11 protein-coding genes are annotated in these 14,157 nt (G+C 67.0%); 3 read left to right on the forward strand and 8 right to left on the reverse strand.

Annotated features, from left to right (window positions below; translation table 11 throughout):
• Window positions 1-596 precede the first annotated feature (596 nt).
• Complete coding sequence (locus tag BS83_RS01060) at window positions 597-1,127, forward strand: hypothetical protein (protein WP_157596693.1); 531 nt, start codon at window positions 597-599, stop codon at window positions 1,125-1,127.
• Here the strand turns inward: BS83_RS01060 and BS83_RS47020 are convergent.
• Window positions 1,100-1,885, reverse strand: coding sequence for a transposase (locus BS83_RS47020; RefSeq protein ID WP_232248003.1), 786 nt, complete (start codon window positions 1,883-1,885; stop codon window positions 1,100-1,102). The genes BS83_RS01060 and BS83_RS47020 overlap by 28 nt on opposite strands.
• An 860-nt stretch (window positions 1,886-2,745) precedes the next feature.
• Between BS83_RS47020 and BS83_RS46150 the strand changes: the two genes are divergently transcribed.
• Window positions 2,746-3,018, forward strand: coding sequence for a hypothetical protein (locus BS83_RS46150; protein WP_037599727.1), 273 nt, complete (start codon window positions 2,746-2,748; stop codon window positions 3,016-3,018).
• 231 nt (window positions 3,019-3,249) lie between these two features.
• Here the strand turns inward: BS83_RS46150 and BS83_RS01080 are convergent, their stop codons facing one another.
• Window positions 3,250-6,168: a response regulator gene (locus BS83_RS01080; RefSeq protein ID WP_157596695.1), complete on the reverse strand. Its 2,919-nt coding sequence runs from the start codon at window positions 6,166-6,168 to the stop codon at window positions 3,250-3,252.
• Between the two features lie 113 nt (window positions 6,169-6,281).
• On the opposite strand from BS83_RS01080, the gene BS83_RS01090 reads away from it, so the two are divergent.
• Window positions 6,282-7,462, forward strand: a protein-coding gene (locus tag BS83_RS01090) for an IS3 family transposase (protein WP_157596645.1) whose coding sequence is annotated in 2 segments (ribosomal slippage) — window positions 6,282-6,552 and window positions 6,552-7,462 — 1,182 coding nt in all. Because the reading frame shifts where the segments join, the coding sequence is not laid out codon by codon here.
• On the opposite strand, the gene BS83_RS01095 is transcribed toward BS83_RS01090, so the two are convergent.
• The 6 genes from BS83_RS01095 to BS83_RS01115 all read right to left on the reverse strand — a co-directional run bounded on the left by BS83_RS01095 (window position 7,440) and on the right by BS83_RS01115 (window position 14,146).
• Complete coding sequence (locus BS83_RS01095; RefSeq protein WP_037599729.1) at window positions 7,440-8,321, reverse strand: hypothetical protein; 882 nt, start codon at window positions 8,319-8,321, stop codon at window positions 7,440-7,442. The two genes, BS83_RS01090 and BS83_RS01095, sit on opposite strands and share 23 nt — an antisense overlap.
• A gap of 390 nt (window positions 8,322-8,711) precedes the next feature.
• Window positions 8,712-10,304 (reverse strand): ABC transporter substrate-binding protein, encoded by a 1,593-nt coding sequence (locus BS83_RS01100; protein WP_084713003.1) that lies wholly within the window; start codon window positions 10,302-10,304, stop codon window positions 8,712-8,714.
• 201 nt (window positions 10,305-10,505) lie between these two features.
• The gene (locus BS83_RS01105) at window positions 10,506-11,771 is read right to left on the reverse strand and encodes an ABC transporter substrate-binding protein (RefSeq protein ID WP_037599732.1); all 1,266 of its coding nucleotides are present in this window, start codon (window positions 11,769-11,771) and stop codon (window positions 10,506-10,508) included.
• Window positions 11,772-12,106: 335 nt separating this feature from the next.
• Window positions 12,107-12,235 carry a hypothetical protein gene (locus BS83_RS48170; RefSeq protein WP_269664824.1) on the reverse strand — a complete coding sequence of 43 codons (129 nt, stop codon included), beginning with the start codon at window positions 12,233-12,235 and terminating at the stop codon, window positions 12,107-12,109.
• 639 nt (window positions 12,236-12,874) lie between these two features.
• Window positions 12,875-13,123: a transposase family protein gene (locus BS83_RS44800; protein WP_198035082.1), complete on the reverse strand. Its 249-nt coding sequence runs from the start codon at window positions 13,121-13,123 to the stop codon at window positions 12,875-12,877.
• Window positions 13,124-13,519: 396 nt separating this feature from the next.
• Window positions 13,520-14,146: a histidine phosphatase family protein gene (locus BS83_RS01115; protein ID WP_037599735.1), complete on the reverse strand. Its 627-nt coding sequence runs from the start codon at window positions 14,144-14,146 to the stop codon at window positions 13,520-13,522.
• Window positions 14,147-14,157 lie beyond the last annotated feature (11 nt).

The raw sequence follows: 14,157 nt of genomic DNA on the forward strand, positions 1-14,157 counted from the left end.
TGACACTGGGTTCTCAGCACCACGAACCCCGGGCTTCCGTCGGGGCGCCGTATGATATCGACCTTCACGCCGTGCGCCGCGAACGCGTCCGCGAGGGCCTGGCCCTGGTGGGCTTGTCCCCCCGTTTGGGTGTCGTGGACCGCCGGGTGGGGGTACTAGCGGGTAGGTGAGGTGGATGAGTCTGGTGGGGTCCCCTTCGTCGGGTGTGCGGGCTTCCACTGCTGGTGCTCTGTCAGACGTTCGCCCTTTGCCGCCCCGGTGACGCCCGGACGGCTCGCCGGTTAGGTGGCTGAGCGTGTGAGAGTTCGTGAGATCGACGATCGGTTGATGCGCACGAGAAGTGCGTGGCTCTCCGAGGCCGCATCCGTGCAGTCACGGATTGACGAGAGGATCGCAGAGTGTCAGCGAAGACCTTGCGGAGCCAGATCCCGCAGCTGGTAGCGGCCTTACTGTTGCTGGTGGGGATGTTGACCGCCGCGACTGCCCAGGCACAGGCGGCGGCCCCGCAGCCGCTCGTCAGCAGTATGACCATTTGCTCCGACTCGCCCATTCCCACAGGCTGGGTCGTGACAAGCTCCCACGCTAGCAGCAGCTGCGTGGGCACCCGCTACGAGTACACGATCACCCAGCTCACCACGCAGACCAGTTCGATTGTCTGCTCCTTCTCGCCCGTCCCCGCGGGCTGGGTCATCACGAGCTCCCGCAACACCAGCGTCTGCCTCGGTGCCCGCTACGAGTACACGATCACCAAGATCACTACGCAGACCAGCGCGGTCGTCTGCTCCTTCTCACCTATCCCTGACGGCTGGATCATCACAGGCTCCCGCAACACCAGCATCTGCCTCGGTGCCCTCTACCAGTACACGATCACCAAGATCACTACGCAGACCAGTGCCGTCGTCTGCTCCTTCTCGCCGATCCCCGCAGGCTGGGTGATCACAAAGTCCCACGCGACCAGCGCCTGCCTCGGAATCCTCTACGAGTACACCATCACCGAACTCACCACGCAGACCAGTGCGGTCGTCTGCTCGTTCTCGCCCATCCCCGATGGTTGGGTCATCACAGGTTCCCACGCCACCAGCATCTGTCTCGGTGCCGTCTACGAGTACATCATCACCAAGGTCTGACCAGCTGCCGCCGGCCCGGTGAAATCAGCGGGGAAGGGGCTCTCACGGGACCTGGCTCGGCCGCACCGACAACCGCGCCGGGACAGGCCCGCTGGGGTCGGCGTGATGGCCTGACCAAGCGTCATGGTGCCCGCAATGGCCAGCCGGGACCCCCGGTATCGAACTTTCGCCCGAAGACCATTGGCCCGTTTTGATGATGGCGTCGCCGTGGCAAGCCAGCCCGGCGCCGCGACGGCCAGCGCCTCCACGGCCGCGCGCACGCTCTCCCCGGCCAGCTCCAGCCGGTTCAGGTCGCGCACCGCGCTGATCACGTGCGTGGTGTCGGTGCGCTGCCTGCCACTGGCCTTGACCAGGCCCTTCTCCTTCAAGGCAGCCAGCAGCAGGTCCAGTGCCCGCTCTTCCAGGCCGTGCTCGACCACCCGGGAGCGGAACTCCGACAGCACCGACGCGTCGAACCCCTCGTCCGCCAGCCCGAGGCCGAGGGCGTATTTCCAGGTGAGATCCTTACGGGCGGCATCGGCAGCCTGCCGGTCGGTGAGGTTCTCCGCCATCTGCAGCACCGTGACCAGCGCCAGCAGGCCCGGTGAGAACGCCGGACGGCCTCGGGTCCCGTAGGCGTGGGAGAATTCCGCGTCCGGGAACACCTCGGGCAACTGGTCCCTGACCGCCATCGCGAGCGGGGGCGTCTTGCGCGCGTAGATCTTCCGCACCGCCGCCGCGATCTCCGGCGACGGTTCCGGCCACGACCGCGGCGACATCGACACGACAGGCTGCCCCTCCCAGCCGGACCCTACCGGCACACGACGAACCTGCCCACCCACCCCCACCAGCATCCTCAGCCACACGAATTAACCATCAGGGTCACCGGGGACGCCGTGGCGTCGCCCTCACCGGGCCCCGGGCAGGCGCCACGCCTGCGGTCGGGGCAGGCAGCTCGACTGCGTCTGCCGATCCGGACGAGCGGATCCGGCAGCTGGAGGCCCGGGTGGCCGAGCTTGAGGCGAGCGAGCAGAAGCTGGCCACCGAACGGGACATCCTGCGCAAGGCGGCCAAGTATTTCGCCGGCGAGACGTGCGCCGTGAGGTGCTGATGATCCGTATGGAGGTGTGAGACCTTCGTCGACTGCCCTGTCGTGGCAGGGTGGTGAAGCTGGGGGCAGCCGGACCTGGGTGATGCCGGGGAGGGTGGCAAGCGGCCCTGACAAAGCCGGGACGTGTCAGCACTGCCAGATGGTGCGGGTCCGGCGAGCGAGGTGGAAAGGAGTACGCGAGGAACCGTCGTTGTCACGTCCCTCAACGCGAGACCGGCTCGAACCTGGCGGATATGGGCCGGGAGCGGTGCGTACTCGTCGCCATCGGCGGCGAGGAACTCCTTGGGCGGTCTGTCTCTGCCGTCCGGGAGGCCATGAGGAAGGCCCACGGCGTACTCATGGCGAGGCCGCAGGGATATAGACGGGCTCCTCCTCCACCGAGCGGATCACAGTGAACACGGGAACCATCCGGAACCGGCTCCCGGTGTGCGTGCTGCCAGCACGTGGACCGGGATAGGTGCATCGACCGCTGAACGGGCTGGGTGGGGCGGAGCCGTCGTAGTACCGAGCCCGGGGAGAGCCCGGCGCATGGGGAAGGACGGCAGCGGGTTCGAGAAGGGACGGATGCTGCAATGCCGCAAGACGCCGCTGAACAGCGTTGCTCTGCCGGAGGGGATCCCGATGGGGTCCCGCCAGCGGGTATCGGAGATGCAGGCCAAACTTCACCGTTGGGCGGCGGCCGATCCCAGCCGCCGGCTCGATGACTTGTTCAACTTCGTGCATGACCCGGCGACGCTGATCGTGGCGTTCGACCGGGTCGCGGGGAACCGGGGGCCCGCACCGCTGGCGTGGACGGTCTGAACGGCCGCCGACGTCGAGCAGAGCACCGGCGTCCCCGGGTTTCCTGGACGATCTGCGGGCCCGGCTCAAGTCGTGCTCGTTCCTTCCGCTTCCGGGGAACTTGGAGCACGCCAGCGGTGGGACTTGTGCGTGCTACGGCTGCGGCCGAGCGCCTGGACCCGATTCAACAAGTCAAGGGGCATCGACGCCTGTGCAGGGCCGTTCCGGCACGAGAAGCTCACGCTGCTGCGCTCAGTCCTGGCTGAGCTCTTGGCGAGCGCGACTCACGGCCTCGCGAGCGAGTGCATAGGAGGCCGCGATGTCGCGGGCGACGTCCGTGACTCCGTCAAGGCCGCCGTCGGCGGTGAGGTTCTCCAGGCGTTGGCACAGGGGGGTGAGCTGGTCCAGCCCGAAGGTCTTGCAGTTGGACTTGAGGGTGTGGGCAGCCCGGTGCACCAGTTCCGCGTCGCCGCTGTGCACACCCTGCCGGATCTCCTCGACCAGGTGGGGCGAGTCCTCGAGAAACGCGTCCATCAGCTGCGCCGTGAACTCGACATCCAGCGAACTGATCAGTGGCCCAAGAGTGGCGGAATTGAGGATGGGTTTGTCGGCCATGACGGCCTCCGGTTGCTGCTCCGGCTGCGGCGGGGAAGCGGCCTCGGAGCCGGTTGTGACGGTTGTGTCAGCAGAGATGGGAGTCACGGGCGTGTACTGGGCCAGGGCGTGAGCGAGGGTTTTCAGGCTCAGGGGTTTGGTGAGGTAATCGTCCATGCCGGCGGCTATGCACGCCTCGCGGTCCCCGCGCATGGCGCTGGCGGTGAGGGCGATGATGCGGGGGCGCTGGTGGCTGGGCCACTCCTGGTGGATGGCCCGGGAAGCGGTCAATCCGTTCATGACTGGCATGTGGACATCCATCAAGACGACGTCGTACGGCTTTGCGCGCAGCGCTTCCAGCGCTTGGGCACCGTCGCCCACCGCATCAGCCGTGTAACCGATTTTGGAGAGCATGCGCAGGGCGAGCTGCTGGTTGACGTTATTGTCCTCGGCCAGCAGGATCCGAAGTGGTTTCAGCTCCTCCCCAGGGGGCTCGTCTGCGACCGCGCGGCGCTCGGTCAGCGCGCTCCGCTCGGGCAGGAGCGCAGCGAGCAGGCTCGCGTAGAGGAGGGCGGCCCTGATCGGCTTGGTGTGGCAGGCAGAGAACAGCGCCAGATCCTCGGGGCTGGCATCGGGCTTGCCGACGGACGTCAAGAGGATCATCGGCAGGTTCGCGCGGTGGCGACTGATCTCGCGGGCCAACTCGATGCCGTCCTGTTCAGGCATCCACAGGTCAAATACGGCTACGTCGAAGGGGTCGCCGTCGCGGATCCACCGCAGGGCCTCCTGGGGCGAGCTGGTGGCACGTACGTGCATGCCCCAGGCGTTCGCTTGCCGAGCCAGCAGCATGCGGTTGGTCGCGTTGTCGTCGACCACCAGCATGCGCATGCCCTGGAGTTCGGTACGTGATGCGGCCCGCGACTGTCGGAGCTGTGCTGGGGTCTCACGAGTGACGATCGTGAAGTGAAACGTGGAACCCCGTCCGACCTCGGACTCCGCCCAGATGGTTCCGCCCATCAGTTCCACCAGGCGTTGGCTGATTGCCAGGCCCAGGCCGGTGCCGCCGAAGCGGCGAGTAGTGGAGGAATCCAGCTGATCGAACGGTTGGAAGAGCCGGTCGATCAGTTCCGACGGGATGCCGATCCCCGTGTCGCGCACCGAGAACTGGACGGTGAAAACTCCCTGCTCGCTGGGCGCGCGGCTCTGCAGCGGCGTCCCGGCGTCCGATGACTCGACACGTGCGGCGGTCAGCACGACCTCACCGGCCTCGGTGAACTTCATGGCGTTACTGAGCAGATTGACGATGACCTGGCGAAGCCGCAGGCCGTCGCACATGATTTCGTCGGGCAGTTCGGGGTCGATCGCGAAGGCCAGGTCGAGCTCGTGCTTCTCGTCGGCCCTGGGGGTGATCAGGTCGAACGCGGACTCGATGCACTGACGCAGGTCGGTCGAGACTTCCTCGATCTCGAACTTGCCGGCCTCGAACTTGGAGAAGTCCAAAATGTCATTGATGATCGTCAGCAGGCTGTCGGCGCTGCTCTGGACGATCTCAGCGTAGTTGCGCTGCTCGTCGCTCAGCGAGGTGCCCATCAGCAGCTCTGACATCCCCATGACCGCGTTCATCGGGGTGCGGATCTCATGGCTCATGGTGGCAAGGAACGTGCCCTTGGCGCGGTTGGCGGCGTTGGCTTCGCGCGCCGTCGACTCCAGTGCCTGTGCGGCGATCTCCCGTTCCCGTACCCGGCCCAGCTGACTGACCAGGCCGGCGATGAGGCTGATGGCCGATTCGTCGAGCGGCTGGAGGGTAGTGGTGAAGAACTCCACCACCCCCCCGGTCCCCTGATGAAGGAGCACAGGGAAGCCCACAGCTCCGGCGATCCCCGTCTGTTCTGAGAGCGTCGGCGTCAGGCCGCTCTCCGGTCCCAGCCGTTCCGGACCCTGTGGGCGGCCGCTCGTCTGGGTCCGCACAGTCAGTGCAGACGGCCCGCGGTCGAGCGCGGCCCGCAGCCGCTCCCGTACAGACTCCGGCCACTGATCGGCCATGACCCAGACCGCGGCAGACGTGAAGGCGTCCGCTGTTGTGGCGAGGGCAGGCTCAGGTGCGGGCACGGCTGTGTAAGCGCAGGCGGCGGGCCAGCCCATGTACGCGCAGATCAGGGGCAGCCCGTCGGCGAGGACCTCGTCCCAGGTGCTGGCTTTGTTCCCGGCAGCCGCGACGCCCTGCAGCAGCTGCAAGGAGCGGGTGCGCTGGTGCAGCTGCTCAGTCCGTAGACGTACCTTCTCTTCGACGGTGGAGTAGCTCTCCTGCAGGTTGTCGGCCATCGTGTTGAAGGTGTCGGCCAGCGACGCGATCTCGTCCCGGCTGGTCACGCGGGCTCGGCGTTCGAGCTTTCCAGCGGCGAGTGCTCTCGCGGCGTCGGCCACGTGAGAGATGTTCTGGGCGATACGGTGCGACATCAAGGTGGTCAGAGCGATGATCAGTGCCAGTCCCGAGCCGATCGTCACCAGCAGGATCGTGTTGTGTCCTTGGACCGTGCTGATCCGCGAATGCAGCATGCGGTCCTCCTGATCGAACAAGGAGTTCCACAGCTGCGTATCGGTCCGCAAGGCGTCCGCGGTCCGGGCGCTTCCCCCAGGTCGTGGACACCCTGATCATTGGATCGCGAGGATCCGTAGAACAGGAGTTCCCGTTGGGGACGTCGAAGTACAGCCCTGAGTTCAGGGCCGATGCCGTCGCGCTGTACCACGCCACGCCGGGCGGTACGTACGCGTCGGTGGCCCAGGACGTGGGCGTCAACCACGAGACGCTGCGGATCTGGGTGCGTGATGCGGAGGCGGCTGCCCGGCCGGGGGCCGGTGAGGCGAGCGCGATGGAGAAGGAGAACCGGCAGCTGCGGGCGCGGGTGAAGGAGCTCGAGCTCGAGCGGGAGATCCTGCGCAGGGCCGCGAAGTATTTCGCCCGGGAGACCAGCTGGTGAGCAGCCGCTTTCAGTTCGTCGAGGATCACCGGGACGCCTACGGCGTGAAGCGGCTGTGCCGGATGATGCAGGTCTCGCGGTCCGGGTTCTACCGGTGGCTGGCCGGCGCGGACGCGCGCATGGAACGGGCGAGGGCGGACGCGGAGCTTGCCGAGCGGATCGCCCGGATCCACACCGACTCGGACGGGACCTACGGGGTTCCGCGCGTCACCGCCGAGCTGCGGGATGCCGGGGACCGGATTAACCACAAGCGCGTGGAACGCGTGATGCGCACGTTCGGCATCGTCGGGCTGCACCTGCGCAAGAAGGTCCGCACCACGATCCCCGAGCCGTCGGCGACACCGGTGCCGGACCTGCTGGACCGTGACTTCACCGCGGCCAGGCCGAACACCAGGTACGTGGGCGACATAACCTACCTGCCCATCGGTGGCGGCCAGTTCCTTTACCTGGCCACGGTGTTGGACCTGTGCTCGAAACGGCTGGCGGGCTGGTCGATCGCCGACCACATGCGCACGTCCCTGGTGACCGACGCCCTGCGGGCCGCCGCGGCCGCCCGCGGCGCAGCCGGACTGCGCGGGGCGATTTTCCACAGCGACAACGGGGCCCAGTACGGGTCCAGGGACTTCGCGCACGTCTGCGCGGAGCTCGGCGTGACCAGATCGCGCGGCGCAGTGGGCACCAGCGCGGACAACGCCGCCGCGGAGAGCTTCAACGCGACCATGAAACGCGAGACGCTCCAGGGACGGAAACGGTGGAACGGGGCCCGCGAAGCCCGACTCGCCGTCTTCCGGTGGGTGACCCGCTACAACACCCGGCGGCGGCACTCCAGCCTCGGCCAGATCAGCCCGGTCACCTACGAACAACGATCAACTACGCTGGTCGTTGCCGCATGACAACCGGTGTCCACGAACCCGGGGAAACGCCCGTCCCACCCTGGACGCCTGCCAAGGTCAGGGCAGAGCCGCCAGAGATCTGCTGGTCAGCGATGCCGATGAGGCCGTTGGCCGTTGTGCTCACTTGGTCCAGCAAGGGAGCCAAGGCGGGGCTTAGGTCGGTGTCGTTATTGTGGGCCGGGGTGGCGTCGAACGCCCGGTTGAGGGCGTCGTTGAGCTGGCCGAGCTGCTGGCTGAGCAGGCCGCTCGCCTGGATGAGACCGTCCGTGTCAGCCGGGTGCCTGGTCTGGGCGGCGATGCCGACCGTATCGCCCAGGGAGCTGATCTGATTCACCAGCGGAGGCTCCAGTGCCGACAGCGCGGAGCCGATGTAGAAGGTGTCGGGCTGCGGATCCAGGTTGATCTTGGATACATCGCCCACGTAGGAGTACAGCGACAGCTGGTTGCCGACCAACTGCTGAGTGAAGCCCGTGGCGAGCGCATCATCCGGGCCGACGGCCTTCACCTCCTGCCACTGGCCGATCAGGCCCGCGAACACGAGCTGGCCCTTGCCCGCAGTGGTCAAGGCCTCGTCCAGGCGCCGCTGCAGTGAGGGGTCTGTGCCCTTCAACTGGGTGAAGTCACCGTCCACGGCGCTTTGGAGGGCCGCTATCTGCTGTGGCGCCACCTGAGCGCCGTGAGCAATCTCGGTGGACACCGAGCGGTACTGGATCAGGTCCAGCGTCAACGCGCTGAGGGAGCGCAGATACGCGGTGCCTGCCAGCTCCTGCTGTGCGACGTTGATGCTGCCGTTCTGCTGATTGACCAGATACGCCACAGCCACCAGAAGCGGTACCAGGAACGCCATCGCGATGACCACGAGCTTGTGCCATATCCGCAACCTGAAGCGCCCGAAGCGCGTCCTAGCTTCAGACGGCGAAGAACGGTACGCCGGGGCCGAAGGGAACGGGTTGCGCCTCATGGATCGTCGCGTTCTTCAGCGGGGCGCAGAACGACGTGGTCAGCCGCCTGGCACTGTGAGCCCAAGTCTGCCGTATCGTCGCCCAACCTGCATGTGGAGGGCAGGCGGCTCAAACGTCCCGACCCCGATCCGGGCATCATCCTCCTGCCCGCACGCCGACCTGGCCGACACCCTCACGGCTCTGCCGCCGCGACGGCTCCGGCGATCAGGCCACAGCCGACAGAATCCGTGCGAAGACCGTCAAGGAAAGCGCGAAGCCCAGCCCCGTTCTGCGGGGCGGACCAAAGATCAGTAGGACTGGACCTCAGCCAGCGAGGAGAGATATGCGTCCGGGCGAGGGGCGAAACCCTGGACTTTCGGGCCGACCAGATAGTAGTCATCCGACCGGAACAGCCACACCCATGGCGATTCGCTGAGCAACTCCATCTGAAGCCTGCCGTAGACAGCCTGCCGCTGCCCTGCGCTGTTGCTGGCGTTGCCCTGGGCGAGCAGGCCGGCCAGAGTCGGCGAATCCAAGCCCCCCGGCGTGGCGAGACTTCCGCCGGTCCCGAAATAGCGCCCGTACATCAGGTAGGGATCGAACGAACCGCCGTTGAGCGCCACCGCCGCGTCGAAGTCACCCGCCAGCCACGCGGTGACATAGGGAGCGGTGGGCAGCTGCTTGAGCTCCATCGACACACCGATCTTCAACAGCTGCGCCTGGAGGTCCTGTGCCTCGGCGACGCCCGTCGCGTACTCGCCCGTCTCGACAATCGTGGCGAGCGCGAACCCGTGGGGATACCCAGCTGCGGACAGCATCGACTTGGCCTTTGCGGTGTCGCCAGGCGTACAGGGCAAGCCGTCGGTTGGTGAGTAGGTGAAGGCCGGGCTGGTGATCGGGCCAGTGACCGTGCCGTCGCCGAACGTGGCGACCTGCAGGACTTCGCTCTTGTTGATGGCGCAGGCAAGGGCCTGCCGCACCTGCTGCTTCCGCAGCGGCCCGCGGCGCCCGTTAAGCATCAGGACGTGGTAGGCCAGTGCTGGCTCCTTCACCAGCTGGAACGCCTCCCCGGAGAGGCTGGCCTGCCGGGCAACGCCGGGGTCAGTGAGCTGGCCCAGCTGGAACGCTCCGGTGCGCATGCCCGAAAGGATCGAGGACTCGTCCGAAATGACCTTGAACTCCAGTGTGCCGATCCTTGGTTTGCCGCCGTAGTACCCCGGATTGGCGGTGAGCACCACCTGTCGACCCTGGTCCCATTGCTTCCAAACGAACGGACCGGTGCCGTCGGGGCTCTTGCCGACAGTGCCGGCGGCGATGTTCGACTTGGATTCGATCGATGAGTTGATCGAAGCCAGCGAGTACAGCAGCGCCCCCGAGGGCTTGGACAGGTGCAGGACCACCTTCGACGGGGACGGAGTGTCCACAGCCGTGATCGCGAGCAGGTTGGATCGGGAGACAGCGCCGGTGGACGGGTCCAGGATCCGCTGGATCGATGCCTGGACATCGGCCGAGGTGAAGGGGGAGCCGTCATGCCAAACCACCCCGTTCCGCAGGGAGAACGAGATGGTCAAACCATTGTCTGACGTGGTCCAAGAGGCCGCTAGACCGGGTTCGATCAGCCCGTTGGGACTGGTGGTGACCAAGGTCGAGTAAACCAGGCTGAGGGTCTGCTGCGTTTGGAACGCAGTCGCCAGTTCCGGGTCGAGCCTGTCGATGTCCCCGGTCCGGGCGACCACGAACGGCGTCTGGGCGGCAGGTGAGGACGGCGCCTTCGACGGACTTCCGCTTGTGCATGCGCCGAGACCGCCCGTTAGGGCGGCGATCACCGCGGCGGCGACCCCGGCTCTGAGGCGGACCGTACGGCGTGCGCTGTCGCGGCCTGGGGGCGACACAGCTGCCATGGATTCCTCCGGCGCGGTGACCGAGCTACTACCAGAGCAGCCCGATGCCTACGCATGCAGCTTATTGGCTTCAGCCTCAGGGGGCGACGCAGACGTGCGGTGACTGCGACGGATGCAGTCGACGCTTCTCGGATGTGAGAAAGTGCGGGTTGATTCAGGACCGCCAAGTGACGTCGCGGGAGGAGACACCTGGCCTCCTGCCTACGGGGTGGGGATGCCGCCGGTCGGCGGCTCAGGGAGCGGCGGGGTGTAGGGAATCACAGGGCCAGTGCCATCGTCGGTGGTGACCGGCAATCCCTGCCGGACGAGCGTGTCGCCCCTGACCGACGCGATCTGGGCGCCGGTGTATCCGCCGTGCGAAGTGTGGCTGTAGTCAAGTGGCGCCAGGCCGGGGCCGGGATCCAGCCCGTCTTCCTGGAGACCGGCGGTGAGCGAGGAGCGGGTTGGGTTCTTCCCGGCACGCTGGAGGGTCTGGACGAAGGTGTACGCGGCGGCCATCCCGTACTGGAACCACTGGTCGAACGGCTCGGACGGCTCGTACCGAGCGTGAACCCGTTTCGCCAAGGCTGTCCAACCGCTGGAATTGTCGCTGAAGGGCGTCACGAAAGTGTCTGTGACGACGCCCTGGATGAGCGGGTTGCCCTGCGTGGACGACGGCAGACCGGAAGGCGTCGTCAGGTCGATACCGCTTGAGCTGACCACCAACCGTGCGGTATCGCCGAGCTTTTGCTGAGCGGAGCGCAGCAGCACAGTGTCGGAGGGGCTGATGAAGGCGACGATCACGTCGGCTCTGGCCTGGGCTATGGCTTCGCTCTGAGCGGTGATCGGGGAGCCGGATGGGTGGATCTGTCGTATGACTACAGATGAGGCGGGGATTTCCTTGTCGAGCCCCCGCACGCCAAGGTTCCCGTCGATGTCGTCCGTGTACAGGTAGGCGACTCTCTTTCCTTTGAAGGATTGCGCAACGTAGGCGCCGAGGATCTTCCCCTCGCGAAGGGAATCCGTCTGCCAGCCGAACGTGTATGGGAGCAGGACCGGATTGTTCCAGCATGTGCAACCGCTGGCAGGGAAGAGATCGGGAACCTTCTGGTCGTTGAGATAATCGACGACGGCCCGGTGTGGTGCTGTGCCGAAGCCGTTGAAGATGGCGAAAACCTTGTCCTTCTCAACCAGTTTGTGGACGACGGTCACAGTGTTGGCAGGATCGGAGGCGTCATCTTGATAATCGTATATGATCTTGCGTCCGTTGACGCCGCCCTTGTCGTTGACGTAGTCGAAGTAGGCCTTGGCCGCTGGCGCGATCTCACCGAATCCAGCGGCAAATGGCCCGGACAGGGGTTGATGACTGCCAATGGTGACCGTGGTGGCCGTGACCCCGGGCGTGGATGCACCGCTCCCTGGGCTGCTGCAGCCTGCTCCAGCCAGAACCAGCGCGGCCAGTGTCACGACGGTCGAGCGGTGGTCCATAGGCTCTCCAGGAGAACAGCTTCCCTACGCCGATGAGTCCCGTCCTCGGCGCTTGACCGTCAGCATTGGTCGTGCCCAGATATCCGGGCAATGTCGCCTCATAGCAGTTCCTAGACCACCGTCGTCCACCCCAGTCACGACGGCAACTGGGGCGACTGCTCTGGGTGCTCCAGGGGAAGCCGAGGACAGTGATCTCTCGGTGCAGGTGAGCGGCGTCGTGCCAGCCTTGGTTCCACCGCTGGTGAAGATGGGGCCGAACGTCTCAAGGAGGCGGCTCCTCAAACCGCCTGTCGCAGGGCTGATTCAAAGTGCTGGTGATCTTGCGTCTGGGCTGGTCACGGGATGTTGAGGAGGTCGAGCGGGCGGGTGAAGGGCTCGTGGGAGACGTGGTGGGGGCCGGCGGCGATGCTGGTGTGGTCGTGGTCGCGGGGGGTGTGGATCGCGAGGTTGTGCAGGGTGGCCATGTTCTCGGGGCCGTGGCCGGTGCGGATCTTGGAGGCGTCCTCGCCGAAGGCGGTGTCGCGGACGAAGTGGAGTCGGTTCTCGGTGGTCCGTTGCGAACGGGCCAGCTCTCCGATCCGCTGCGGTGAGGCCTGCTGGTGGGGCAGGTCGGTGAGCGCGTAGAGGGTCTGCCGGGTTCGTTTCCCGGTCTTTGAGGTCGGCGCGGTGGCGGGTGATCTTCGCGGCCTGGGCGGCGTGGGGGAGGTCCAGGCCGAGGTCGGTGACGGTGAGCATGCGGGTCACCCGGGTCTCGCGGCGATCGTGCCCGGTGCCGCGCCGGTGGTGCCGGGCGGTGACGTCCCTCCAGGGTGGTTGCCGCAGCGTGCGGTGCACAGCGGGCTGGTGGGCCTTGACCACGAGCACGTGATGGGCCTTTTTCTCCTCGACCAGGAACCGGGCGTGCGTGCGCTGGGTGTGCAGCGTATCCGCGGTCACGACGACCCCCTTCCAGGTCGAACGGCACGAGGAGAGCCGCGAAGCGGGTGATCTCGCGCCGGTCATCGCGGCGAGCAGGTGGGCGGCGGGCGCGGCACCGTGCCGCGAGCCGCGGCTGCTGTTGCCGTCGACCGCGAGCGTGTCCGCCCCGAGCGGGTCGCTGCCGGTCAGGTCTGCCGGGCCACCTGGGCAGACGGTGCCGATGACCCGGCGGGGCACACGCCGAGAACGCCGACGGCCCGGGCACCGAGCCGGGACAGGGTGTGCTGCGGGGCTGCGGTGGCCCACTGTCCGATCGCCCGGAAGGAACGCGCCCCGGCGAGCACCGCCGAGGCCGCGACCAGCAGCACGCTCACCAGCGGGTGACGCCGGCCGCGCCGGTCACGCGGATCCGGCAGCGATGAGAGTCGATCCACCAGACGAGTGCCCTATGCGAGTCGACGCACGGGTGCAGAGCAGGGGGCGGCAGACTGGCGGCACATCGAAACTCCGGTTGGCACAGGCGACTTGGCGGTCACCTGCCCAACCGGAGTTTCGTTGCTTCCGACACGGCTCCCGCCGGCCCAGGACCCACCCCACCGACCTGCAGAGGACTTTGAATCAGCCCCTGCCGCCTGTCGGCCGGGGTCCTCCACCCGATGCACGCCAGTGCCCCGCGTGCTCACCCGTCCGGTGGACCTCTCGTCGCTGCCCGCTGCCCGGCTCGTTGGAGGCATGAAGTGCTCTGGCTCCCGTGGAGTCATGACGGACCGGGCTTGGGCCCGAATCAGCCGGTCAGGGAGTTCCAACGGTCACGCCGGGACTCCGTGCGCTCAACCCTGACGTTCCAGAACGGGGCGAGGCTGGGCCCCGTCCTGGAACGGCGGCCGGCTGTTCCATCCGGTCAGCACGGGCAGGCCGTGTTCGGTGCCGAAACTGCAGACGGCCGCAGTCTCCAGCCGGAAGCCGGCACCGGCCTGGGGCGCAAGGCCCAGGCGTCGCGCCGTCAGCACCCGAAGTACGTGCCCGTGGGCGACCAGCACGACGTCGCCCCCCAGCGTGGCGGGAGGTAGGGCGTCGATCCGCGCCAGCACACGATCCACTCGGGCGGCAACCTGGTCGGCGTTCTCGCCGTCCGGTGCGCCGTGGGTGAACAGGTTCCAGTTCGCGTGCGTCTGCTGGATCTGCGCTGTGGTCAGCCCCTCATAGCTGCCGTAGTCCCATTCGTGCAGATCGGGCTCGACGATCGGGTTGGGAAGCCCGGCGAGTTCCGCGGTCCGTCGTGCCCGGGACAGCGGGCTGATGAGCACCGATGCTACAGGTCGTGTGGTCAGAAGGGGACCGACGGCGCGCGCCTGTTGCTCGCCGAGGGGGGTGAGGTCGATGTCCGTGCGGCTGGTGTGGCGTCCGTTGCGGCTCCACGCGGTTTCGCCGTGGCGGAGCAGGATGAGTGCGTTCATGCGTTGTGCCT

The sequence above is a fragment of the Streptacidiphilus rugosus AM-16 genome (assembly GCF_000744655.1).
GTDB lineage: Bacteria > Actinomycetota > Actinomycetes > Streptomycetales > Streptomycetaceae > Streptacidiphilus > Streptacidiphilus rugosus.